At 63.0% G+C, this 22,390-nt stretch carries 21 protein-coding genes; 1 reads left to right on the top strand and 20 read right to left on the bottom strand.

Annotated features, from left to right (window positions below; genetic code table 11):
• Nucleotides 1–507: 507 nt before the first annotated feature.
• The 4 genes from C2E25_RS00890 to C2E25_RS00875 form a co-directional block, all read right to left on the bottom strand.
• Nucleotides 508–1,512: a c-type cytochrome gene (locus tag C2E25_RS00890; RefSeq protein WP_103113931.1), complete on the bottom strand. Its 1,005-nt coding sequence runs from the start codon at nucleotides 1,510–1,512 to the stop codon at nucleotides 508–510.
• Nucleotides 1,505–2,299, bottom strand: coding sequence for a hypothetical protein (locus tag C2E25_RS00885; RefSeq protein WP_146032872.1), 795 nt, complete (start codon nucleotides 2,297–2,299; stop codon nucleotides 1,505–1,507). Before C2E25_RS00885 ends, C2E25_RS00890 begins: the two co-directional genes overlap by 8 nt.
• Before the next feature lie 671 nt (nucleotides 2,300–2,970).
• The gene (locus C2E25_RS00880) at nucleotides 2,971–3,996 is read right to left on the bottom strand and encodes an AI-2E family transporter (protein WP_103113929.1); all 1,026 of its coding nucleotides are present in this window, start codon (nucleotides 3,994–3,996) and stop codon (nucleotides 2,971–2,973) included.
• Nucleotides 3,997–4,201: 205 nt separating this feature from the next.
• On the bottom strand, nucleotides 4,202–5,797 hold the full coding sequence (locus C2E25_RS00875) for a DUF445 family protein (protein ID WP_103113928.1): 1,596 nt from the start codon (nucleotides 5,795–5,797) through the stop codon (nucleotides 4,202–4,204).
• An 82-nt stretch (nucleotides 5,798–5,879) separates the two neighbouring features.
• Between C2E25_RS00875 and hslO the strand changes: the two genes are divergently transcribed.
• Nucleotides 5,880–6,752, top strand: a complete 873-nt coding sequence (gene hslO, locus C2E25_RS00870) for an Hsp33 family molecular chaperone HslO (RefSeq protein ID WP_103113927.1) — start codon at nucleotides 5,880–5,882, stop codon at nucleotides 6,750–6,752.
• Here the strand turns inward: hslO and C2E25_RS00865 are convergent.
• The 16 genes from C2E25_RS00865 to lon all read right to left on the bottom strand — a co-directional run bounded on the left by C2E25_RS00865 (nucleotide 6,710) and on the right by lon (nucleotide 22,260).
• Complete coding sequence (locus tag C2E25_RS00865) at nucleotides 6,710–7,204, bottom strand: hypothetical protein (protein ID WP_103113926.1); 495 nt, start codon at nucleotides 7,202–7,204, stop codon at nucleotides 6,710–6,712. The genes hslO and C2E25_RS00865 overlap by 43 nt on opposite strands.
• Before the next feature lie 58 nt (nucleotides 7,205–7,262).
• Nucleotides 7,263–7,853 (bottom strand): Gx transporter family protein, encoded by a 591-nt coding sequence (locus tag C2E25_RS00860; RefSeq protein WP_103113925.1) that lies wholly within the window; start codon nucleotides 7,851–7,853, stop codon nucleotides 7,263–7,265.
• Complete coding sequence (locus C2E25_RS00855; protein WP_103113924.1) at nucleotides 7,834–8,229, bottom strand: NusG domain II-containing protein; 396 nt, start codon at nucleotides 8,227–8,229, stop codon at nucleotides 7,834–7,836. Before C2E25_RS00855 ends, C2E25_RS00860 begins: the two co-directional genes overlap by 20 nt.
• Nucleotides 8,220–9,251 (bottom strand): FAD:protein FMN transferase, encoded by a 1,032-nt coding sequence (locus tag C2E25_RS00850; RefSeq protein WP_103113923.1) that lies wholly within the window; start codon nucleotides 9,249–9,251, stop codon nucleotides 8,220–8,222. The genes C2E25_RS00855 and C2E25_RS00850 overlap by 10 nt, the downstream gene beginning before the upstream one ends.
• Nucleotides 9,229–10,569, bottom strand: a complete 1,341-nt coding sequence (rimO, locus tag C2E25_RS00845) for a 30S ribosomal protein S12 methylthiotransferase RimO (RefSeq protein WP_103113922.1) — start codon at nucleotides 10,567–10,569, stop codon at nucleotides 9,229–9,231. The genes C2E25_RS00850 and rimO overlap by 23 nt, the downstream gene beginning before the upstream one ends.
• Before the next feature lie 90 nt (nucleotides 10,570–10,659).
• Complete coding sequence (locus C2E25_RS00840; RefSeq protein ID WP_103113958.1) at nucleotides 10,660–11,145, bottom strand: YajQ family cyclic di-GMP-binding protein; 486 nt, start codon at nucleotides 11,143–11,145, stop codon at nucleotides 10,660–10,662.
• An 847-nt stretch (nucleotides 11,146–11,992) separates the two neighbouring features.
• Nucleotides 11,993–12,763 (bottom strand): LolA family protein, encoded by a 771-nt coding sequence (locus tag C2E25_RS00835; RefSeq protein ID WP_103113921.1) that lies wholly within the window; start codon nucleotides 12,761–12,763, stop codon nucleotides 11,993–11,995.
• A 42-nt stretch (nucleotides 12,764–12,805) separates the two neighbouring features.
• Nucleotides 12,806–13,291 (bottom strand): chemotaxis protein CheD, encoded by a 486-nt coding sequence (locus C2E25_RS00830; RefSeq protein ID WP_103113920.1) that lies wholly within the window; start codon nucleotides 13,289–13,291, stop codon nucleotides 12,806–12,808.
• Nucleotides 13,288–13,902 carry a chemotaxis protein CheC gene (locus C2E25_RS00825; RefSeq protein WP_103113919.1) on the bottom strand — a complete coding sequence of 205 codons (615 nt, stop codon included), beginning with the start codon at nucleotides 13,900–13,902 and terminating at the stop codon, nucleotides 13,288–13,290. The genes C2E25_RS00830 and C2E25_RS00825 overlap by 4 nt, the downstream gene beginning before the upstream one ends.
• Before the next feature lie 20 nt (nucleotides 13,903–13,922).
• Nucleotides 13,923–15,794 carry a chemotaxis protein CheA gene (locus C2E25_RS00820; RefSeq protein WP_103113918.1) on the bottom strand — a complete coding sequence of 624 codons (1,872 nt, stop codon included), beginning with the start codon at nucleotides 15,792–15,794 and terminating at the stop codon, nucleotides 13,923–13,925.
• A gap of 45 nt (nucleotides 15,795–15,839) precedes the next feature.
• Complete coding sequence (locus C2E25_RS00815; protein ID WP_103113917.1) at nucleotides 15,840–16,208, bottom strand: response regulator; 369 nt, start codon at nucleotides 16,206–16,208, stop codon at nucleotides 15,840–15,842.
• 19 nt (nucleotides 16,209–16,227) lie between these two features.
• The gene (locus C2E25_RS00810) at nucleotides 16,228–16,644 is read right to left on the bottom strand and encodes a chemotaxis protein CheW (RefSeq protein ID WP_103113916.1); all 417 of its coding nucleotides are present in this window, start codon (nucleotides 16,642–16,644) and stop codon (nucleotides 16,228–16,230) included.
• A 6-nt stretch (nucleotides 16,645–16,650) separates the two neighbouring features.
• A complete protein-coding gene (locus C2E25_RS00805) occupies nucleotides 16,651–17,922 on the bottom strand; it encodes a methyl-accepting chemotaxis protein (RefSeq protein ID WP_103113915.1) in 1,272 nt (423 codons plus the stop codon).
• A gap of 56 nt (nucleotides 17,923–17,978) precedes the next feature.
• Entirely contained in the window at nucleotides 17,979–18,830 is an 852-nt protein-coding gene (locus tag C2E25_RS00800) for a CheR family methyltransferase (protein WP_103113914.1), read from the bottom strand.
• A 126-nt stretch (nucleotides 18,831–18,956) separates the two neighbouring features.
• On the bottom strand, nucleotides 18,957–19,934 hold the full coding sequence (gene thiL / locus C2E25_RS00795; RefSeq protein ID WP_103113913.1) for a thiamine-phosphate kinase: 978 nt from the start codon (nucleotides 19,932–19,934) through the stop codon (nucleotides 18,957–18,959).
• Nucleotides 19,924–22,260: an endopeptidase La gene (lon, locus tag C2E25_RS00790; protein WP_103113912.1), complete on the bottom strand. Its 2,337-nt coding sequence runs from the start codon at nucleotides 22,258–22,260 to the stop codon at nucleotides 19,924–19,926. The genes thiL and lon overlap by 11 nt, the downstream gene beginning before the upstream one ends.
• Nucleotides 22,261–22,390 lie beyond the last annotated feature (130 nt).

Genomic DNA, 22,390 nt, shown 5'->3' with positions numbered 1-22,390 from the left:
ACGTGTGTAGATGCAAGGCGTCTCACGCGCCGAGGAATGAGGCGTAGCGGCAGCTACGTCGCAGCGACCGAGGATGGGAGCAACGCAGCAGATGCGCGCGTATCGGCCGCCCTCGCACTAAAGGCGGGAGCGCCCGCCAGCGCCTTCCTTTTCTTGCTCGCCCAAGAAAAGGAAGCAAAAGAAGGGCACCCGAATGTCTTGCCCGCTGGCGCGGGTGCCCTCCGTTCGGCAGACGTTTCGGGGCCGGGACGAAAACTCGGCTGCGCCTCAGACATTCGTCCGGCTTTTTCCCGAAACGTCCACCTCTCTCCGGCTGCGACAACACGGGAGGGGGCACCAAAACCAGTCAAAACACCCCCAACACTAACGTCACAAGGCGGCGGAGACGTGCGTAGATGCAAGGCGCCTCACGCGCCGAGGAATGAGGCGTAGCGGTAGCTACGTCGGAATGACGAGGCACGTGAGCAACGCAGCAGATGCGTGCGTATCGGCCGCCCTCGCAACCTTTTAAAGTGTTTTCAGATACAGCAGCAGTGCGCTGCGTGCGGATTCCCTGATGTGGGCATAGGGAGGCATGTTTTCACCACCATTCTCGATCCGGCGCCGAATGTTGCCCTCGGTGACCGGAATCTTTTCGACCGGCGTCAGCTCCCGCCTGAACAATCCCTTCAATCCCGGCCCAACCTTGGTTGCGGTCTTGTCCGGATAATGGCAGACGGCACAGTTATCGGCAAAAACCCGACGACCGAACGCCACTGTCGGCTTGCGCTCCTGCGCCAATTGCGGAACCGCTTCGGGCCGCGCCGCGCCCTCGACCTGTGCGGGAACCACCCCCTCTTCCAGGTTGAACGGAGACCGCAGCACCGCCGAGCTGTAGCAGCGGTTGTCGGCGGCCACGAACAGCCATTCCGCGGGCTTAAACGGGCGACCGCCGGTGTCGTAGGAGAGGGTATAAGTTCCGTTGGGATAGTTCCTGGCCCAGGGGAAGACAAACCCGGAAGGTTCGAAGATGAAGGCCTCCTCGGTGGCCGTGTTGATCCCCAGCACCTGGTGGGAGAGGTTGCCGTTGGGATCATTGACCTCCAGACGGATCCGTCGCTGCCCCGGATCGCCATCCCGGGTCTCGAAGAGCACCCTGGAGATGACCGGGGCTTCCGCGATCGCCGGATTGGGCGGCACGGTGAAAGAGAACCGGTTGGTCCGGCCATCCTCGATTTTCAAGCCGATGGGATGATAAACATAGCCGGTCGCATAGATATGCACGGCATAATCGCCCCCCCGGGGGACCCGCACCGAAAAACGCCCCTGTTCATCAATCCTGCCCCCGTAGCGATAGCTTTTGCTGTAGAGGCGGCCGGTTTCAATTGCCACCACCCCCTGCAGCGGCCCCCCGGTTCCAGAACTGACGCGACCATTGATGCGCGTCTCGGCCGCCGTGGCCCTCCCGGCCGGACAGACCTGCAGCAACAGGATCATGACCGGCAGCATGGCGCGGAAAAAAAACTCACTCATCCGCCTGCTCCAGGGATCGGTCCCCGGGATGACCGGGAAGATAGGTCGTAGCCTCGGCGAGACTGGCCAGGTAAGCCGACAGCGAAATCACCGTCTCGCACTCGGGCGACCACTCTTCATTGCCCGAGTGCCGTAGATGCCCGGCCAGGAAGGTCTCAAGCGAGACGACCCCTCCGGCAGCCGGGACAAACCGGGGAAACCGGCTGGCAGCCCGATCGAGCGGGGCGCGGGTCGGGTCCCGCCCGTCCCCCAGCCGGTGACAGGCCCCGCAACCGTCAATCCAGTGTTCCCGGACGAAGTCTTCCCCCCGCCGCACGGCCACCCGCAACAGGGCGAGATCCGCGGCCGGCGGCGGTAACAGACGGGAGCGACCCGGCTGCATGACCCGTCCTTCGCCCCACCAGGACAGGAACGCCACCAGGTCCTCCACCAGCCCGATCCGCCTCGCCCGGGGCAGATCGGTGTGGCGCTCCAGCGCTTCCAGCACCACCTGTCGCAGACTCTTGACCCGGTAGGAACTGCCGTCAAAGACCTCAACCTTGGGATAGGCGGCAGCCCACCGTCCCAGGGACTCAAGACGCAGGTGACAATCGACACAGGCGACCCCGTCCACGGCAAAGCTGGTCTGGAAAGATTGCCAGCCGCGCAAAACACTCGCCCGGTAGTGCGGCTCCAGTTTGGTCAGTGGCGTGGGTTCGCCGGTGACGGAGGAGACGGCCCCGGCGGGAAGCCGGGCCGGCCACCCCATGACCAGCAGCATGACGAGGGTGCAGAATAGTAGCCTCATTCTTTCCCATCCCGGGAAACCACCATCGCCCTGCCCGGGCGACAGGTGTTGGCCCTTCCCGACAATAAAAAGCTAACCCTGTCTGGGGATTAGTCAAGCATGAGGCTTCCCACGATCGAGGGAGAGAGGTGTAGCGGCAGCTACGTCGAGGATTGAAGACTGAGTGTAACGCAGCAGATGACGGCATTTCAGCCGCCCTCGTACCAGTGAGGTGTAGCGGCAGCTACTCCGCAGCGACTGAAGGCGTGAGCAACGTAGCAGATACGCGCGTATCGCCGCCCTCGCACTAAAGGCGTGAGCGCCCGCCAGCGCCTTCCTTTTCTTGCTTGCCCAAGAAAAGGAAGCAAAAGAAGGGCACCCGAATGTCTTGCCCGCTGGCGCGGGTCCCCTCCGTTCGGCAGACGTTTCGGGGCCGGGACGAAAACTCGGCTGCGCCTCAGACATTCGTCCGGCTTTTTCCCGAAACATCCACCTCTCTCCGGCGGCGACAACACGGGAAGGGACACCAAAACCAGTCAAAACACCCCAACACGAACGTCACAAGGCGGTCGAGACGTGTGCAGATGCAAGGCGTCTCGCAACTGAAGGAGTGAGGTGTAGCGGCAGCTACTCCGCAGCGACTGAAGGTGCGAGCAACGCAGCAGATGCGTGCGTATCGGCCGCCCTCGCAGCTACTCAGGGCCGAGGAGTACGGCCATCCACCGCGTCTGCTCCCCGCTTTCAAGGGCTATTTTCAGCGTCATGGTCAATGGCACCGAGAGCAGCATGCCGATCGGACCGAAGACCCAGCCCCAGAAAACCAGGGAGAGAAAGACGACCAGGGTCGACAACCCGACCCCGCGACCCATCAGTTTCGGCTCCAGGATGCTGCCGATGGAGGCATTGAAAAACAGGTAGCCGATCGCCACTACCAGCGCCTTGCTGCCGCCGAACTGCACCAGCGCCAGCAGCACCGCCGGCACCGCGGCAATGATCGAACCGATGGTCGGAATGTAGTTGAGCATGAAGGCCAGCAGCCCCCAGAGAAGCGGGAAATCGACGCCGACGACCGACAGGAGGATCCAGACCGCGATGCCGGTCAGCAGGCTGAGCAGCGACTTGATCGCCATGTACTTGTTCAGGCCGACGGCGAACTTGGAAAAGGCGTCCAGGGTCTTGTCGGCATTTCCAAAAGCCCGCCGGACCTTGCCGGTAAAACTCGCCGCTTCAAGCAGGATAAAAATAACCGTCACCATGATCAGGAAGGTGTTGGTCAGGATACCGCCGAAACTGGTCAGCATCCGACTGGCCAGGCGCATCGCCGCGCCGGGGTCGATCTGTTCACGCAGGGAGGCTGTCGGGGTCCGGATGCCATGTCCCTCCAGCCAGGTGAGCAGGTTGGCGAATTCCCCTTGCAGACTCTGCTGGTAGACGGGAAGTTCATTGGTGAAGCTGTTCAGTGAAGAACCGAACAGGGCCGCCAGACTGCCGCCGACCAGCCAGATCAGCAGCACCACCAGCAGCACCGCCAGCGGCGTCGGGATCTTGTGCCGCTGCAGCCAGAAAACCGGCGGCGCGCAGACAACGGCGACGAAGATCGCCAGCAGAAAGGGGATCACCAGCGCGCTTGCCTCCCGCATCCCGGCAATGACGACGATAAAAGCGGCCAGCCCGACCAGCACCAGAACCGGGCGGCCATCCTGTTTTGTATCCGGCATCACAAATCCCTCCGACTGAAACTGAAACTCAAAAGTATTCCGCCAAGAAACTCAAAGGCCTTTTAACGCAGAGGTGAAGAGGAGCAGAGATGGAGAGCAATTTTGTCTGACTGATTCTGGTTTCTCTGCGTCTCCGCCTCTCTGCGCCTCTCCGTTAAAGGTTTTTCTGGAACCCTTGGCGGCCCCCATTCCTATTTGTCCTTTTTTATCGGAGTTGCAACAGCAGCAGGTTGGCCAGCCCGATCAGGAACCCGAGCAGCCCGCCGAACAGGTTGATGTACTTGAACTGCTCCTGCATGATCGACAGCAGCAGACCCTCGACCTGCAGGATATCGAGCCGGTTGACCTTCTCCTCGACCATGCGGGAGATATTGAGCGTCTCGACCAGCGGCGGCACCTCGCGCTGCAGCAGTTCACCGAGCTGCCGGCAGAGTCCGTCGATCAACTCTTCCCGCACGTCCCCCGGCACCCGGGCCGAGAGTCTGCCCAGCGGTCGCTGCAGCAGCAGCTCTTCACTCTGCCGACGAAGGATTTCATCCATGGCCCGATGCACCGCCGGAGACCTGAGCCACTTCAGCAGCCGCTGCGGCAGATCACGCCGCCAGTCATCGAGCAGACCCGCGGGCAGGTTCTGCTCCAGCAGCTCGCCGAAGGGGCGATCCTTGATCCGGTCGAGACCGTTCTCGGCCAGGCGCCCGAGCGCGGCCGCGGTCTTCGGACTGTGCAGCATCCCGATCGCCTGTTCACGAGCGAAGCGCCGCACCCCGGCGACCTTCTCGTAGGGCAGGTTTTCCAGATAGCTCGCCACCGGCCGCTGCAGCATCGCCGCGACCCGCTCACGCAGCATTTGCGCCACCTGTTGCTGGGTCTTCTCCTCCTTCAGCCAGCGGGCGATTTCATCCCCGGTCCGATCGAGAAATTCGGGCAGCCTGTCGTAAATCTTATCGAGGTTGATGAAGCCGGAGAGCAGCCCGGCCAGACCCTGCAGCGAGTCGAGAAAGGTATCGATCCCTTCACAGGCCTTCTTCACCAGCCGTTGCCGGAAGTCGGGATCGTAGAGCAGACCGCCGAATTTTTCCAGCAGTCCCGGCACTTCCTTTTCCAGCTGCTGCAGCAGCAGCTCGACCAGGTCCTCCGGCAGCAGTTCCGCCAGGCTCTGCTCGCTGCTGAAGAGCCGGTCAAGGCGTTCTTCAACAAAACGTCCCAGGGCCTGTTCAATCCCCGGATCGCGCAGCAGCTGGTCGATCCGCTGCCGCAGCTGTTCACAGAGCGTCCGGTAACCATCTTCGGAGAGACAGCTCTGCAGATCGCGGGCGAGCAGTTCCTCCCCCCTGTCCCGCAGATAGACTTCCAGCCGCCGGCGGCAGTCTTCCGACTTCAGGTAGGCGAAAATCAGGTTGAGCAGTTTCCAGCGCAGCAGATCGATCAGTTCGCGGAAGCGGCCGCGAAATTCCTCCGGCACCAGGCTCTCCAACGGACCGAGTTCACGATCGAGAAAGGAACCGAGCTTCTCCGCCACCGCGCCGCGCAGTTCACGGCGGAAGGAATCGCGCCCGAGGACCGCGCCGACATCATCGGCGGTCAACAGGTGACTGCCGACCGTTTCGCCCATACGGACCGCCAGTTCCGCCCGCTTGGCGGGGATAATCCCCGGCGTCAGCGGCACCCGCAGACCGAACACCCGCCAGGGACGCAGGGGGCGGAAGAGCATGCGGATGGCGACATAGTTGGTGACGTAGCCGATCAGCGCCCCGAGCAGCGGCGGCGCCAGCCAGGGAAGGAATTGAGTCCAGTCGTTCACAGTTGCAAACCACTCCGATCCATTTTCATCCTCGCGAATTTATGCTTTAATCGGGGTCCAATTCACCAAAGGACCTTCGACCATGCCCGAAAAAAACCAGCTGATACGAATTCTCAGTGATGACGGCACCCTGCGCGGCATGGCCGCTGAAACCACCGGCATCATCGAGGAGATCCGCGTCCTGCAGCAGACCGACCCGGTCGCCACCATCGCCCTCGGCCGCCTGGCCACCGGCACCGCCCTGATGGGCGCCCTGCTCAAGAACCGGGAACGACTGGCGCTGATGATGGAGGGAAACGGTCCGCTGCGCAAACTGCACGCCGAGACCGATGCCGACGGCAGCCTGCGCGCCTCGATCGCCAATCCGCTTTCCGGCCCTCCCCCGGAGGATGGCAGTTCAGCCGTGGCCCGGGCCATCGGCAAGGCCGGATTCCTGCACGTGATCAAGGATCTCGGCCTCAAGGAACCCTATCGCAGCATGGTGCAGTTGCAGACCAGCGAGGTCGGTGAGGATATCGCCTTCTACCTGACCAGCTCCGAGCAGGTTCCCTCGGCAGTCGCGGTCGGCGTGCTGCTTGATGCCGAAGGCCGGGTCGAGGCCGCCGGCGGCTTTCTCATCCAGGCCCTGCCCGGCTGTCCGGACGCGACCCTGGAAAAACTGGAACAAACCCTGAACGCCCTGCCGCCGATCACCGCGCTGCTGCAGTCCGGCCGAACCCCGGAACAGGTTCTCGACCAGGCGCTGCGGGATATCCCCTATCACACCCTCGGCCGCTGCGAACTGCGTTTCCGCTGCAACTGCAGCCTGCCGCGGGTGACCACCATGCTGCGGGGGCTGCCGGAAGAGGACCGGCGGGAACTGGCCGCCCGGGACGAGCCGACCACCATCACCTGCGAATATTGCCGGAAAACCTACTCCTTCTCGCCGGAAGAGCTGGCCGGACTCGGCGACTGAACCGGCAGCAGGCGCAGTTCAAAGGGAGTTCCCGCCTCGCCGACAGCGGTGAAAGTCACCTGTCCCGGCGCCAGTCCGCGGGCGATGAAATAACGCTCCAGCAACCGCGCCCGGCCTGCGGCCAGGCGCTGGTCATACTCCCCCCCGTAGGCGCTGACCGCCCTCACCGTCGCCTGCCAATGCCGGTCATTGCGGCTGCGCAGCATCTCGACCAGCGGATCGAGCAGCGCCTCGCTGCCGACCTGCGGCATCACCGCCGCCGGTGCGAACAGGCTCTGCTCCGGATAACTGATGGTCGGCAACGATCCGTCACTGACTATCGCCCCGGGCAGGGTCCGCAACTGTTGAGTCAGTTCGGGCGGCGGCAACGACGTACCGGTGCGCTCCGGCGCCGGCCCGGAGGGCGCGCAGGCACTCAGCAGCAGCAACAGCAAAGAGGCAAGACGTTTCATCAGCAAAATCCCAACGGACGGTTCGGGTTGATCAGACGGTCTTCAGCATCATAGCAGATCATTCCCCGGACGGCGAGACGTCCCCGCCGACCTGATCCGTCGTTCCGCGCGCAAACGCCGGGTGACGCCGCAGCGTGCCGAGCAGCACATCGGCGACAATGCCGTTCAGCAAACCCGCGCCGAGAGCAAACAGCAGCAGCGGCGGGTAGAGCGTCCAGAGCCCGGCATGACGCACCAGCAGCAGCCAGGCGACCAGCAGCTGACCGGTCGCGTGCCCGGCGGCGCCGAGCAGGGAGGCGCCGATCGGCCCGAGCCGTTCTCCGGCCAGGCGACGCGCCCCGGTCATCATCGCCGTCGCCAGGATCCCGCCACCGAAAGAGAGAAAGAATCCCGGCGAGAACAACCGGCCGAGCAGCAGCGCTCCCACCAGGATCCGGGCCAGGGCAACCGTCCAGGCGGCACGGCCGCCGAACAGGTAGAGCGCGACCAGGGTGAGGATATTGGCGAAACCGAGCCGGAACCAGGGGGCCGGCGACGGCAGCATGAACTCCAGGGTGTTGAGCGCGACCGCCAGGGCGATGAAGAGAGAAAGGAAAATCTGCCGCCGGCAACGGGCCAGTTCCCGCGGATCAACGACTGATGAGGTCATAGCCATCCTCCGCCGACGACCTGCCGCCCTCGATGCGCAGCAGCAGATGGTTGGGCACGCAGGCCAGCCACTCGCCGCTGCGGCTGATCCTTCCCATACCGATACAGACCTTGTGGCGACAGGGGGATGCAAGCACCCGCACGGTCCCGTTTTCGATCACCGCCAGGGTCTCTCCCAGCGGCCCGGCGAGCCGCATCCGCCGGTCCCGGTCCAGGGGCGCGCGGTAGATGATGCGGTCGTCCCGCTCCACCACCAGCCGGCTGCCGCCCGGCAGCCGGAAAACCAGCACGCAGAGCAGCAGCGCAAACCCGAGCAGACCGCACAACAGCATCCGGTCAAGCGGTGTCATCCGCCGCCAGAGCGCCTTCAGCGCCATGTCACCCGGTCCTTCAGCCCCGGCGTCACCAGCGGGGTGCCGTCCGCGCCAATGAGGATGCCCTCGACACCCTGTTGCCGCAACAGGCGACTGCCGGCCTCGGGACCAAGAATAAAGGCGGCCGTGGCCAGGGCGTCGGCGGTGGCGGCATCGGACGCCACCACCGTCACGCTGCGGCTGCGCCGTGACGGTCGCCCGGTCGCCGGATCAAACAGGTGATGGTAGCGCACCCCGTCAACCTCGAAGAATCGCTCATAGTCCCCCGAGGTGACCACCGCTTCGTCGGCCGCGGCAATCACCGCCAGCACCGCACCCGGTTTCCGCGGGTCCTGGACGCCGATCCGCCAGGGTCGCCCCCGGCGATCACCGATCAGCAGCAGGTCGCCACCGGCATTGATCGAGGCATGGCGGATACCGGCCCGGCGCAGCACCGCCCCGGCCCGATCGACCGCGTAACCCTTGGCGATACCGCCGAAATCGATCTCCAGCTTCGGCGCCAGCTTGATCACCCGGTTCCCCTCGATCCGCAGCTTGTCGACACCGCACTGCCGCAGGGCCTTGCGCAGCTCGGCAGCCGTGGCAACGTGCGGCTTGTCCCCCTCGATGTCCCAGAGCCGCTTGACGCGCCCCAGGGTGGGATCAAAGGCACCGCCGCTGAGATGGTTCAGTTCGATGGAACGACGCAGCAACGCCAGAGTCTCGGCGCTGACTTCGGCCCCCCGCGGAACGGCGGCGAGGCGTGCCAGATCGCTGGTCGGCAGCTGCGGCGACATCAGCTGTTCGATGCGGCGCATTTCGGCAAAAGCATCGCGCAGCGCCGCCTCGGCCTTCGGACCCGACTGCAGCAGGGTGATTTCCACCACCGTGCCCATCAGCAGTTCGGTCCGCTGCAGGGGCGGCGGGTCGCTTTGCCGGCAGGCCGCCGGCAGCAGGAACAGCAGGAGGCAAAGAAGAACGCAGCCCGACCTCAACAAGGTCGGAACACGCAACAGGATGCTGTCACTCAGCGTCGACGATTTCACCGATCAGATCGTATTCGGAGGAGTCGGTTATGCGCAACGGGACGATATCGCCGACATTGGCCTGGCCGTCGGTGATATAGACCATGCCGTCGACATCGGGGGCCTGGCGCACACTGCGCCCCTGCAGCAGCAGGTCGGTTTCCTCGCTGTAGCCCTCGATCAGCACCGGCTCAATCCGGCCGACCAGCTCCCGGTTGCGACGGAAGGAGACCCGCGCCTGGGCCTTCATCAGCTTGCTGTAGCGCGATTTCTTGGTCCGCTCGGGAACCTGATCCGGCAATGCCGCCGCCGGCGTCCCCTCTTCACGTGAATAGCGGAACACCCCGACCCGCTCGAAATGCCCCTCCCGCACGTAGGCCAGCAGCTTGTCGAACTGCTCCTGGGTTTCCCCGGGGAAACCGACGATGAACGATGTGCGCAGCGTCACCCCGGGAACCCGCTGCCGGATACGCTCGATCAGGGCCCGGGTTCCCTGCTCGTCTATGCGGCGGTTCATGTGAGCGAGAATGGCGTCATCGATGTGCTGCAGGGGGATATCGATGTACTTGCAGATTTTCTCTTCGCCGGCGATCAGATCGAGCAGTTCGTCATCGATGCCGTCGGGATAGGCGTAGAGCAGCCGCAGCCATTGCAGATCCTCGATGGCGACCAGTTCCCGCAGCAGGTCGACCAACCGGACGCCATCCTCGCGCTCGGCGCCGAAGGCGGTCACATCCTGGGCGATCAGGTTGATCTCCTTGACCCCCTGGGAAACCAGGCGCCGGACCTCCTCGACCACCGAAGGGACGGCCCGTGAACGCAGGGTGCCGCGCAGGCGGGGGATCACGCAATAGGAGCAGTGGTTGGCGCAACCCTCGGCGATCTTGACGTAAGCTGAATAGTGCGGGGATGACTTGACCCGCGGGGTGGCATGGTCATAGAGAAAGTCCGGCAGGCCGACAGCCTCGACCCGCTCCCCGTCACCAAGGGCCCTGTCGAGCAGCTCGACAATCCGCGGCGCGTCACCGGTGCCCATGAACAGATCGACCTCAGGCAGCTCCGCGGCCAGCTCGTCGCGGTAACGCTGCGGCAGACAACCGGTCACCGCCAGCAGCCTGCAGTTGCCGGTCTGCTTGTAATCGGCCACCTCGAGAATGGTCTGGATCGACTCTTCCTTGGCATCCTGGATGAACGAGCAGGTATTGACGATGATGATGTCGGCCTTGGCCTCATCGGTCACGATCTGGAAACGCTCGGCGGGCAGATGGCCGAGCATCACTTCGGCATCGACCAGGTTTTTCGGGCAGCCAAGGCTGACCAGGGAAACTTTATATGTCATGTGCACCTTAGGTGAACAGGCACGAGGCGCGAAGCACGAGGCACGAGGAAAATCCTCTTGCCACCAGCCGCAGCCTCCTGACCCGTTCGGTTACGAACGCATGTTGACAAACTGCAGGTCGAGACCGAAATCCTGCGACTTCAGAGCCTGGATGACGTCCTGCAGGTCGTCGATCTTCTTGCCGCTCACCCGCACCTGGTCCTCCATGATCTGCGCCTGGACCTTGAGCTTGGTGGCCTTGATCGCCTTGACCAGTTCCTTGCCCTTCTCCTTGGAAACCCCCTGGATGATGCTGACATGCTGGCGCACCGCACCGCCCGAGGCCGGCTCCTTTTTGCCGAAGTCGAGGCTCTTGGCCGAAACCTGGCGGCGAGCCAGTTTGCCCTTGAGGATGTCGCTGACCGCCTGCAACTTGTAATCGTCGGCGGCAAGGATGGTGATCTGACCCTCGTTCAGGTCGATTTCGTTGACCGTCCCCTTGAAATCGTAGCGCTGAGCGATTTCTTTACGGGTCTGGTTGACGGCGTTGTCGACCTCCTGCAGGTCGACCTTGGAAACAATATCGAAACTCGGCACGTTCATCCCTCCGGTTACGGAAGCAAAAAGCTCCCTGAATCGGTGCCTTATAACACAAAAACGCCCCGGATGAAAGCTCCGGGACGCGGATTGAGTTATCGGGCTGTTTTGAAACGACCTTCAGCCCCTCCGGCACCATTGAAGGCGGGAAGACACCCGCCCCCAACACCACCGCTTCGAGGCGGCCGAGATTCGTACAGATGCAAGGCACCCGAGGGCTGAAACCACAGGCGTAGCGGCAGCTACGTCGAGGATTGAAGACCGAGGATAACGCAGCAGATGTGCGGATATCGGCCGCCCTCGCAGTAAAAACCGCGGGGTCGCGGCCCCGCTCTCCGCCTTACTCTTGCCTGCTCGCAAGAGTAAGCAGAAAGAGCTTTCGCCTGCGGCGGGCATGGACACTACCCTTTGCCAGCTTTGCAGTTTGCGAAACCCGCGGCGCTCCCGTAGCCACGCCCGGCAGTGATGGTACGTGAACCTAGCTACGCAGGGGGCAAACAAACGGGGTACACAGGGGAGCCTGAAAAAACCCCGTCAAGGATAGATAGGACCTTAAAGACGCCTCCCCAGCACTACCGTCACAAGGCGGCCGAGACGTGCCTGGATGCAAGGCGCGCGAAGACTGAAACCACAGGCGTAGCGGCAGCTACGTCGAGGATTGAAGGCTGAGTGCAACGCAGCAGGCGGGTGCGTATCGGCCGCCCCCAGCACTACCGTTGAAGGCGGTCGAGACGTGCCCGCATGCAAGGCGCGCGAAGACTGAAACCGCAGGTGTAGCGGCAGCTACATCGAGGATTGAAGGCTGAGCGCAACGCCGCAGACGGGTGCGTATCGGCCGCCCTCGTACTTAAAAGCCCATTTCTTTGCCTGTCGGCCTCACCACCTCCACCCCCGCCGGGAGAATGAAATGGAAACGGGCCGCGGAGATGCCGCGGTTGACCTGCAGCTGACGAAATTCAATGGTGGTGGTATTGTCGTTGGGATCGGTCACGGTCGAAGACAAAATCGGGAAACGACGTCCGGTCCTGCCCTCCTGGACAAACTCGGTGACCGCCCGCCGGTCGACCACCAGCAGCATCTCGCGGATCAGCGACGAGACCCGCCGCGGCCGCAGCTTGAGGATGTAATTGCCGTCGATATCACGGTTGGGCGTCCCCCAACTGATCCGAAAATCACGGGACAGGTTGCCGAGACCGGTCAGAAAGGTCATCGGGTCATCGACTCCGGCCTGGCTCGAGAACTCGATATTCGACTGGATCACCTGGCGATTCTCCGGCAGATAGACGTACATGGTCTTGCCGTCGGAGACAATCTCCTGGGTGGTCGGCTGACGGTATTCCCAACGGAACATGGTCAGCGGCACCCTGCGGGTCCGGCTGCGGTCAAAACGCACCGCGACATCCCCCCGGCCGCGCTGCATCTGTTCCAGTGAGGCGATACGCGATTCCTGGAAAAATTCACCCTGAAAATCCTGGATTCTCTCCGCCGCGGGGGTGGTGTCCTGGAAGGGGCGCTCCAGAGTCTGGATGACGTCACGCAGACCGATACTCGCGGCGTCGGCAGTGCCGGCGAGGGGCAGCAGCAACAACGAAACCAGCAACAGGATCGAAGCTTTCATCAATCTTCTCCTTTACCGTGGTCCAGCCGACAACGGGCGAAATCAAAGTTCCCTGAGTTTATCACGGCCGCGGGCGAGGCGCACCAAAACTTTGCCGTCCTCCAGGCGGAACTCGCAGGTCCGCCCCTGGCAGCCGCCGACATCCTCGGCCAGCAGCGGAATCCGCAATTCCTCCAGCAGCATCCTGGCGACTCGGATATTTCGTTCTCCGATGGTCATGCGACCGTTCAGATTCTGAAACATATGGGCACCACCGCAGAGCTTCGCCACCAGCTGCCGACGCTCTGCGCCGAACTGCTCCAGCCCCGCGATCAACGCCGGAATCGCGGTCCTGACGAACTTGCCCGGCCTGTTGCCCGCCCCCTTCTGCCCCGGCTCCGGCAGCAGGGTGTGAGCCAGTCCGCCGCAACACAACTCGGGAGCATACAGCATCACTCCCAGGCAGGAACCGAGACCGTAGCTGACAAGCCGTTCCGGCGCGCCGGCAATGCGGATCTCGGCGATCCCGACCCGCAGTTTCGGATTCACGCCGCGCCCCCGGCAGCCGCAAGAATAATTTCGAGAGTTTCAGCATCCGGAAGGAGAAAAAAATGCCCCCGAATCGGCTCACCCGGACCATCGTTGCCGGCAAATTCCGTTTCCAGCACCAGGGCCAGATCGCTCGAAGCGCCGATTTCTCCCAGCACCTGGTCGACCACGGCACCAGCCATATCATAGGCCAGCTGCGGTATCGACGGGTAGAGGGGCATGCCGAGCATGTTTCCCAGCGCATTGAGATAGGATGAGGCCAGGATATTGCCGATTTCCTGCAGGGTTGAAACGCCCAGCTCGCTCTCCAGACTGCCGTCCGGGCCCAGCAAAACCTGCAGCAACTGTTCGGCACTGGCCTCGGGCAGGACCAGCAGCATGTTGCCGCAGGCGGTGCCTTCAAGTCGCAGGATGACCCCGGCGACCAGCCGTTCGGGGCCGCCGAGCAGATCGGGGACCTCGGCAATATCGGCGGTCGTGACACTGGGGACATGCACCATAATCGTCCGTCCGACCATCTGGGAAAGCGCCGTAGCAGCTTGCCCCATACCGATATTACTCAGCTCGCACAGGGTATCCTGCTGCAGATGGTCGAGTTGACTGAAATTCATCGCATCCTCACCTGGAGCTGTCAGGCGGCTCGGCCGGCCACCGGATTGACGGCATCCAGCAGGCCCTGGGGGTCAATAAGAAAAACCACCTGACCGTCACCGAGCACTGAAGCCCCGGTCACCCCGGGAAGGTGATCGAGCGGAAAGCTGAGACTCTTGACAAAGACCTGACTCTGGCCGACCAGGCGGTCGACTACCAGGCCGACACGGCGACCGCGGAGTTCGGTGATCACCAGTGGCACGCTGCCGGCAAAGGGCCGGTTCGGCAGCTTCAGAAGCTTGCGCAGCGACAACAGGGGAATGATCTCATCATCAAGCGGCAACACCAGCTGCCTGCCGGAGGACTGCAACTGCTCGCGGGACACTTCGAGGGTTCGATGAACACGGGTGATCGGCAGGGCGACGGTCTGTCCGGCGCACGCGACCAGCAGAATCTGGATAATGGCCACCGACACCGGCAGTTTGAGCAGCATACGGGTTCCTTCACCGGGAGCAGAGAGGATATCCAGCACGCCGCCGAGATTCTCAACCGCGGCCTTGACCACATCCATCCCGACCCCGCGTCCGGAGGTTTCGGTGACCTGATCGGCCGTGGAAAACCCCGGCAGACAGATCAGCCCGAGCAGGTCGCGATCCCCCATGGCGCGGGCCTGGGCGGCATTGATCAAGCCCTTCGCCAGGGCCTTGTCGCGAATCTGCCGCGGGTCAATGCCGCGACCGTTGTCGGCCACCTCGACCAGAACCAGGTCGCGCTCGCGCCAGGCCCTTACCGCGATCACGCCCTCCCCTTCGATACCGTGGTCAACGGCGTTGCGCAGCAGGTGAACCAGGGGATCGGCCAGTTCTTCGAGAATCGCGCGATCGAGTTCAACCTCATCGCCGTGGATCTGCAGATCAACCTGTTTGCCGGTCTTGCGGGCCAGGTCGCGCACCAGCCGCGGCAGGCGGCCGGTGATGCTGGAAACCGGCATCATGCGGACCTCAAGAACCTTGTGATGCAGGTTGTTGACCAGCAGCGAAAGCTGGTCAAGTCCCTCACCCAGATCCTGCCAGGACCGCCTCGTCTGCGCCGACTGCAGCATCGAGCGGGTGGTCATCAATTCTCCGGTGAGGTTGATAAAACGATCCAGCAGCTCGGTACGGATACGCACCGTCCGCTCACTGTCTTCACGACGGCGGCGGGGGAGACCGTCATCCTCACTGTCCTCTCCCCAACGCACCCCGGCCAGGTCACTCATGGCCAGCAGTGCCGCTTCGATTTCGGATCTTTCGCAGGAGGATTCGAGCCGCACCCGCAGGTGACGGACCACGCCGCCCTTGAACAGCTCCTCCTGGCTCGGCCATTGTTCCAGCAACTCCCCGAACCGCTCCAGCTCACGCAGCACCAGCAGCGCCCTGGCGGCGGGCGCCGGGGCGTGGTCGGCGATCTCGACCGTCAGCTCCAGCGGGATCGTCTCGGCAACCGGTTCCAGTTCAAGAACCTCGATCTCCTCTCCGGCCGGAATCGCCTCGGCCAGCGGGATCTCCTCCTCTCCAGCCGTGTTCTGCAAAAAAGCGTCGATGGAACGTTCCGGACGTTCGGCAGCGATATCCTCCAGCAGTCCTTCGAGCAGGTCGCAACCGGCCAACAGCCGATCGATGGCCGTCGCAGGGACTTCGCCATCACCGCGAAAGCCGTCGAGCAGATCTTCCAGCGCGTGGGCCAGGCCGGCCATCCGCTGATAACCCATTGACGCCGCCATCCCCTTGACCGAGTGGGCTTCGCGAAACAGGGTGTCAATCACCTCGCGGTCATCCGGTGCCTTCTCCAGGTCAACCAGCCGACGCGCCATGACGGCAAGATGCTCGCGGGTTTCGCTGAGAAACATCTCGCGATATTTGGACATATCCATAGACGTTGCAACCTATCCCGATCGAACCGCGCAGGTCCGTCCGGATCAGCGGACGGTCACCCGGCGGGCGACTTCGAGAACCTTCGCTTCCTGGAAGGGTTTGACGATAAATTCCCTGGCACCGGCGCCGACCGCCTCGACGATCAAGCTCTCCTGCCCCAGGGCGCTGCACATCACCACCCGGGCCGAAGCGTCCTCGGCGATGATTTCAACAAGCGCCTCGATACCGCTTTTCAGCGGCATGACAATGTCCATGGTCACCAGATCGGGGCGCAGTTCCCGGTAGCGTTCCACCGCCTCATCCCCGTTCTGCGCCTCGCCCACCACCTCGAAATCGTCGGCGCGGGTAAAAATATCCTTCAGCATATTGCGCATGAACAGGGCATCATCAACAATCAGTACCCGACAACTCATAAAATCTTCTCCTGCCCCCTCACAGCATTTCAAGACGACTTAAAAAGGCCGGCATGTCGAACAGATTGATCATCCGCCCGGCCAGGGCGACAACCTCGCCGATGCAGTTGGCACGACGTTGATCGGCATCTCCGGGCAGAGTTTCGGCTTCATCCAGAACCACGATTTCACCGAGCCGACCGACCGCCAGACCAAGCACGGCAATCTCACTGCAGGTGACGATGATTCTGGGCTCAGGTTCGGTTTCGGAAAATCCGAGCAGTCGGGCGAGATTCAGAACCGGAACGATGCTGCCGTGAAAATTGATCGCGCCCAGGTAGCGGTCATCGGCACCGGGAATGTAGAACAGCGCCGGCGCCTCGACGATCTCCTGAATGGCACTGATCTCCAGTCCATACAGTTCCTCTCCGAGCGTGAATGTCAGTACCTGCCGCACGACGGCTCAGCCCCGGTCGGCGCCAAGATGAAAACGGCTGACCATGGCCAGCAGTTCCTCGGCCAGATTCGAAAGCTCCTGCGCCTGGTGAGCCATCTCCTCCATCGAAGCCGACTGTTCTTCACTGGCCGCCGAAACCTCCTGCACCGCCGCGGCGTTGTCGGTGATGACGTTGGCAATCTCATCGATGGCGGAGACCACCTTGCGCGCCCCTTCGGTCTGCTGGGTGGCGAGATCGGCAATGGCATCGGCCTTGGTCTGGGTCACGGCGGCGGTTTCGATGATCGCCTCGAAGCTGCTGCCGGTCTGATCAACGGCCCGGTGCCCTTCCTCGACCTGGGTCATGCTGCGCTGAATCGCATCGAGGACCTTCTGGCTCTCTTCGCGGATCACCTCGATCAGGGCGGTGATTTCGCCCGCCGACTGGCTGGTCGAGTCGGCCAGCTTGCGAATTTCATCGGCCACCACGGCAAAGCCGCGCCCGTACTCGCCGGCCCGGGCCGCCTCGATGGTGGCGTTGAGGGCCAGCAGGTTGGTCTTCTGCGCGATGCCGGTGATGACCTCGACAATCTGGCCGACCTGCTGCACCTGGCCGCTGAAGGAAACCATCTGCTGGCCGCTCTGCTCGACGGTCTGAAAAACCTGGCGCATCTTGCCCAGGGTTTCACGTGCCACCCCGCCGCCCTGCTCGGCGGTGCGGGCGGTTTCAGCGGCGGCGGTTTTGACCTTTTTCGCCGAGGCGGCGACCAGGTCGATGGACATCGCCATCTCCTTGATCAGGGTCGAGGAGCGGTCAACCATTTCGGACTGGGTCTCGGCTCCCTTGCTGATCTGCTCAACAGTGTTGGCCACCTCGTGAGCCGAGGCGGTCATCTCCTGCGAGGTCGCCGACAGGGACTGGGCCGATTCGGCGGTCTTCACCGAGGTACTGCGGATATAACCGACCAGCTCCCGCAGACTGTCGACGACGGTATTGAGCGAGTTGGCGAGATCGGCCGTTTCATCCTCGAACAGGCTCTGGCGCAGGCGCACGTAGCGCGACAGATCACCGTTGCGCAACCGTTCGGCGCCTTCGCGCAAACTGCGGATATTGGCGGTAAAGACCTTGGAAAAGAGCCAGCCGAGCAACAGCCCGACCAGCAGAGCGACGCCCACGCTCACCAGCTGCTGCCATTGCTCAGGGATTCCGACCTTCGGCACCAGCAGGTTGAGCACCACAATCGAGGCCACCACGATGATGAACCCCATGATGAACTTGTAACTGATTTCGACACGCATTGGTCCACTCCTTGAAAAAAACCGCGGTCACTAAAACGGAATCTACGGCCACAGATTCAGCGGCGCCGATATATTCGCTCGGCGGCAAACAGCGGTGAAAACGCCTCCCGCGCCTTTCCAATCAGACTTTCGGCATTGCCGAGCACCAGCACACCCTGTGGCGTGAGGGTGGCAGCGAAACGCTCCAGTATCCGGTCCTGGTCGGCGCGGGAAAAATAGATCATGACATTGCGGCAGAGAATCAGGTCCGCGGATAGCTGTGACTCATCGCTGAGAATATTGTGCTCGGCAAAACGGACCTGGCGCCGAATCCGTTCGCAGACCCTGAAACCGCGGCCCTCGGACGCGAAGTAGCGCTGCAGAACATCCTCCGGCACCTCGCTGACCCGCAACGCGTCAAAGTAACCGCCGGCGGCCTGTCGCAGGACCGGGGCACTGATATCGGTGCCGAGAATATCGACCCTGAGTCCGGCCGGTGCCAGCTCATCGAGCAGCAGCGCCAGCGAATAGGGCTCCTCACCACCGGCGCAACCGACACTCCACACTTTCAGGGTCCTGTCCGGCCGCGTTTCGGCCCGGCGGATCAATCCCGGCAGCACCTCGGCTTCAAGCAGGGCAAAGATCCGGGGATTGCGGAAAAATTGCGACACGTGGATCGAAACGGCGGCCAGCAGGGCATCGATCTCATCCTCGCGCTGCTGAAGCAGCTGCAGGTAATCCGCGGCGCTCAGCATGCCGCTGGCCCGCACCCGGCTGGCAATCCGCCGCCGGATACACTGGTCCTTGTACATACCGAGATCGAAACCGCGCCGTTCCAGCAACAGCAGCCGGATCTGTTCGAACTCGCCATCATCGAAATCGCTGCCAACGAAGGGCGCGGCGGATTTATAGGTCGATTGCCGGGTCATCAGAACGCAACTCCGCCTGTCAGACAAGCAAACATCGATCCAAGTTCCGAAATATCCCGCAAGATGATCCGCTCGGCCGCGCTCTTCAACCCGCGAGGCGACCTCCGCTCCGATCGATAAACGGAATCAGGCGCGAAAATGATCGAACCCCCGCTGTTTCGGAAGTGACCGGGTACCGTCGGCGGCAACCAGCCGGAAGGCTTCCCGGTCGGGCAGGATCCGACCGATTTCGCGGATCGGCACGCCACAGTCAGCGGCCGCCCGCCTGGCCGCGGTTTGCTGTTCAGGCGGCAGGGTGAAAAGCAGTTCGTAGTCTTCACCGCCGGTCAGGGCCAGTTGCAGCAGGTCCGGATTTCCCGCCAAATCCCGCCTGAACGGGGCGGAAAGCGGCAACGCCCCGGTGATGATCTCAGCGCCAACGGCGGAGGCCTCAAGAATATGCCCGAGATCGGCCAGCAGCCCGTCAGAGATGTCGATCATGGCGCTCACCCCGGCCGCGGCCAACCGTCGACCGAGGGTCACCCGCGCCGTCGGTCGATGATGTCGCTGCGCCAGAGGCCCCTCCGGACACACACCTTCCCGCAGGTATTTCAGCGCCAGGGCGCTGTCACCCAGGGTGCCGGAAACAAAGATCCTGTCACCGGGACGGGCCCCGCCGCGACGGACGACCTGCCGGGGGGCGGCAGTGCCGAAGGCAGTCACCGAAAGGGTCAAAAATTGTTGTGCCCGACAGGTATCGCCGCCGACCAGAGCCGTTTCAAAGGCCTCCGCTTCAGCGATGAAGCCCGCGACCAGCTCCCGCCGATCAGTATCATCCAACCGATCAGGCAGACCGAGGCCGAGCACCAGCCCGACCGGCCGGGCGCCCATCGCCGCCAGGTCGGAAAGATTAACGGCCGCCGCCTTGGCGCCGAGGTCGAAATAACCGGTCCAGTCACAACGGAAATGCACCCCTTCAAGCAACAGGTCGCTGGTCACCAGCAGTTGTTCCCCGGGCGGCAGGTCGAGAGCGGCACAGTCATCCCCGATGCCGATGGCCACCTCCGGCGTGACCGCCGCTGTCCGGCGGATCTGCGCGATGAAGGAAAACTCGTCAAGCGTCATCGGCGGCCGGCTCCGCGAGGGCCGCGTCGAGCACCTCGGCAACACTGCGGACCTTGATGAACCGCAGCTTCTTACGCAACGGAGCGGGGATATCAACCAGGTCCTTATCATTGCGATAGGGAATGATCAGGGTATCGATGTGGGCCCGCACCGCCGCCAGCGCCTTGTCCTTGAGGCCACCGATCGGCAGCACCTTGCCGCGCAGGGTCAATTCGCCGGTCATGGCGACATCCTTGCTCACCGGCCGCCCGGTGAGGGCCGAAATCAGGGCGGTGGCCATGGTGATCCCGGCACTCGGACCATCCTTGGGAATCGCTCCGGCCGGTACGTGAATATGAATGTCGCTCTCTTCGAAGCGCAGCGGGTCGATGCCGAGCTGTTCGGCATTGGCCCGGGCGTAACTCAGCGCGGCGTGGGCCGACTCCTTCATCACCTCGCCGAGATGCCCGGTCAGGGCCAGGTCCCCCTTCCCCTTCATCACCGAGACCTCGACGTAGAGTACCTCGCCGCCGGCCTCGGTCCAGGCCAGGCCGGTCGCCACCCCGACTTCATGCTCCCGACGCTCCTCCTCGGCGAGAAACAGGGGCGGGCCGAGCAGCCTGGCAACTGAGGCTTCATTGACCAGCACCGGCTTGCGCTTCCCCTCGGCAAAGCGCCGCGCGACCTTGCGGCAGATACTGCCGATCTGCCGCTCCAGGTTGCGCAGCCCGGCTTCGGCAGTGTACTCGGAAATCAGCTTCAGCAGCGCCTTGTCAGAAATCCGCAGATCCTTCTCCTTGAGGCCGTTGGCCTCCCGCTGCCGCGGCACCAGGTAACGCCGGGCGATGGCCAGCTTGTCCTCGCTGGTGTAACCGGACAGCTCGATCACTTCCAGCCGGTCCTGCAGGGCCCGGGGAATCGGATCGAGAATATTGGCGGTGGCGATGAACAGCACCTTCGACAGATCGAAGGGAAGGTTGATGTAATGATCGGAGAAGGCGTGATTCTGTTCGGGGTCAAGCAGTTCAAGCAACGCCGCCGACGGATCACCGCGAAAATCGACACCGCCGACCTTGTCCAACTCATCGAGCATGAACACCGGATTGCAGCTGCCGGCCTGCTTCATACTCTGCATCACCCGGCCCGGCAGGGCACCGACATAGGTGCGCCGGTGACCGCGGATCTCCGCCTCGTCGCGCACCCCGCCGAGGGAGATGCGCACGAACTTGCGCCCCAGCGCCCGGGCGATCGATTTTCCGAGGCTGGTCTTGCCGACCCCGGGGGGGCCGACGAAACAGAGGACCGGCCCCTTCATGTCCTTTTTCAGTTTGCGCACCGCCAGGTATTCGAGGATCCGCTCCTTGATCTTCTCCAGGTCGAAGTGATCTTCATCGAGTACCTGGCGGGCCTTTTTCAGATTGAGATTGTCGCGCGTCGTGACGCTCCAGGGCAGCTCGACCAGCCAGTCCAGATAGGTGCGCAGCATCGAATATTCAGCCGCTTCGGGATGCATCGCCTCCAGCCGCCTAAGCTGTTTCTCCGCCTCCTTGCTTGCCTCTTCGGGCAGTTTCGCCTCCAGCAGCTGTTCACGCAGCTCGGCCATCTCCTCGGCGCGCGCGTCCCCCTCTCCCAATTCGGCCTGAATCGCCCGCAACTGTTCACGCAGGAAATATTCCCGCTGCGACCGGGTCATCTCCTCCTTGGCCTGGCTCTGGATGCGATTCTGCACCGCCGCCACTTCGAGTTCCTTGGCCAGAGTATCTTTGACCAGGCCGAGGCGTTCAAAAGGATCAATCGCCTCGAACAGAACCTGGGCCTCGGGCACTCTCAGCCCGATATTGCTCGCCACCAGGTCGGCCAGGCTGCCCGGATCCTCGACGTTCTCCAACGCCACCATCACCTCCGGCTGAAGCGCTTTGCCGAGGTTGACCAGCTGTGCCAGCTGGTCACGAACGGTGCGCATCAACGCCTCGACTTCAAGGGCTCCGACCGTCAGCGGCGGATCGTCAAGCAGTTCGATCCGAACCTCGTAACAGGGCATGTCGGCCAGCACGGCCTCGATGCGGGCGCGCGCCAATCCCTGGACCAGGATCTTGATCCGTCCGTCCGGCAGCTTGAGCATGCGCATGATCATCGCCGCGGTCCCGAAAGAGTAGATATTCTCCGGCGCGGGGTCTTCATCCACCAGGTCCTTCTGGCTGGCCAGGAAGATGATCCGGTCCTGACTCAGGGCCTGTTCGACGGCGGCAATCGATTTTTCACGGCCGACGAACAACGGAATGATCATGTAGGGGAAGATCACCACGTCACGCACCGGCAGCAACGGAAGTTGCTGCGGAATATGCATGTCACTCGGATGAGCGGGATTTGCCACCTTGTTGCTCCCTTCCGGAGATACCAGAGTCCATGGCTTTGCCGGCAACCGGCCGATGGTACCGAGTTATTCTATTCTGCACCACGATGCTGTCAAGAACCGT

It is taken from the genome of Geothermobacter hydrogeniphilus (assembly GCF_002898515.1).
GTDB lineage: Bacteria > Desulfobacterota > Desulfuromonadia > Desulfuromonadales > Geothermobacteraceae > Geothermobacter_A.
The sequence above is the reverse complement of the archived record's forward strand: the minus strand, read 5'-3'. Positions and strand labels throughout refer to the sequence as shown.

Bases quoted from the DNA above. Each gene is read 5' to 3' on its own strand.
- thiL (WP_103113913.1), bottom strand. From the start codon at position 19,934: ATGACGCTTGACGAGTTTTCCTTCATCGCGCAGATCCGCCGGACAGCG.
- C2E25_RS00815 (WP_103113917.1), bottom strand. From the start codon at position 16,208: ATGAGTTGTCGGGTACTGATTGTTGATGATGCCCTGTTCATGCGCAAT.
- lon (WP_103113912.1), bottom strand. From the start codon at position 22,260: ATGCATATTCCGCAGCAACTTCCGTTGCTGCCGGTGCGTGACGTGGTG.
- C2E25_RS00860 (WP_103113925.1), bottom strand. From the start codon at position 7,853: ATGACCTCATCAGTCGTTGATCCGCGGGAACTGGCCCGTTGCCGGCGG.
- C2E25_RS00865 (WP_103113926.1), bottom strand. From the start codon at position 7,204: ATGAAACGTCTTGCCTCTTTGCTGTTGCTGCTGCTGAGTGCCTGCGCG.
- C2E25_RS00825 (WP_103113919.1), bottom strand. From the start codon at position 13,902: ATGAATTTCAGTCAACTCGACCATCTGCAGCAGGATACCCTGTGCGAG.
- C2E25_RS00890 (WP_103113931.1), bottom strand. From the start codon at position 1,512: ATGAGTGAGTTTTTTTTCCGCGCCATGCTGCCGGTCATGATCCTGTTG.
- C2E25_RS00805 (WP_103113915.1), bottom strand. From the start codon at position 17,922: ATGCGTGTCGAAATCAGTTACAAGTTCATCATGGGGTTCATCATCGTG.
- hslO (WP_103113927.1), top strand. From the start codon at position 5,880: ATGCCCGAAAAAAACCAGCTGATACGAATTCTCAGTGATGACGGCACC.
- rimO (WP_103113922.1), bottom strand. From the start codon at position 10,569: ATGACATATAAAGTTTCCCTGGTCAGCCTTGGCTGCCCGAAAAACCTG.
- C2E25_RS00800 (WP_103113914.1), bottom strand. From the start codon at position 18,830: ATGACCCGGCAATCGACCTATAAATCCGCCGCGCCCTTCGTTGGCAGC.
- C2E25_RS00855 (WP_103113924.1), bottom strand. From the start codon at position 8,229: ATGGCGCTGAAGGCGCTCTGGCGGCGGATGACACCGCTTGACCGGATG.
- C2E25_RS00820 (WP_103113918.1), bottom strand. From the start codon at position 15,794: ATGGATATGTCCAAATATCGCGAGATGTTTCTCAGCGAAACCCGCGAG.
- C2E25_RS00880 (WP_103113929.1), bottom strand. From the start codon at position 3,996: ATGCCGGATACAAAACAGGATGGCCGCCCGGTTCTGGTGCTGGTCGGG.
- C2E25_RS00835 (WP_103113921.1), bottom strand. From the start codon at position 12,763: ATGAAAGCTTCGATCCTGTTGCTGGTTTCGTTGTTGCTGCTGCCCCTC.
- C2E25_RS00885 (WP_146032872.1), bottom strand. From the start codon at position 2,299: ATGAGGCTACTATTCTGCACCCTCGTCATGCTGCTGGTCATGGGGTGG.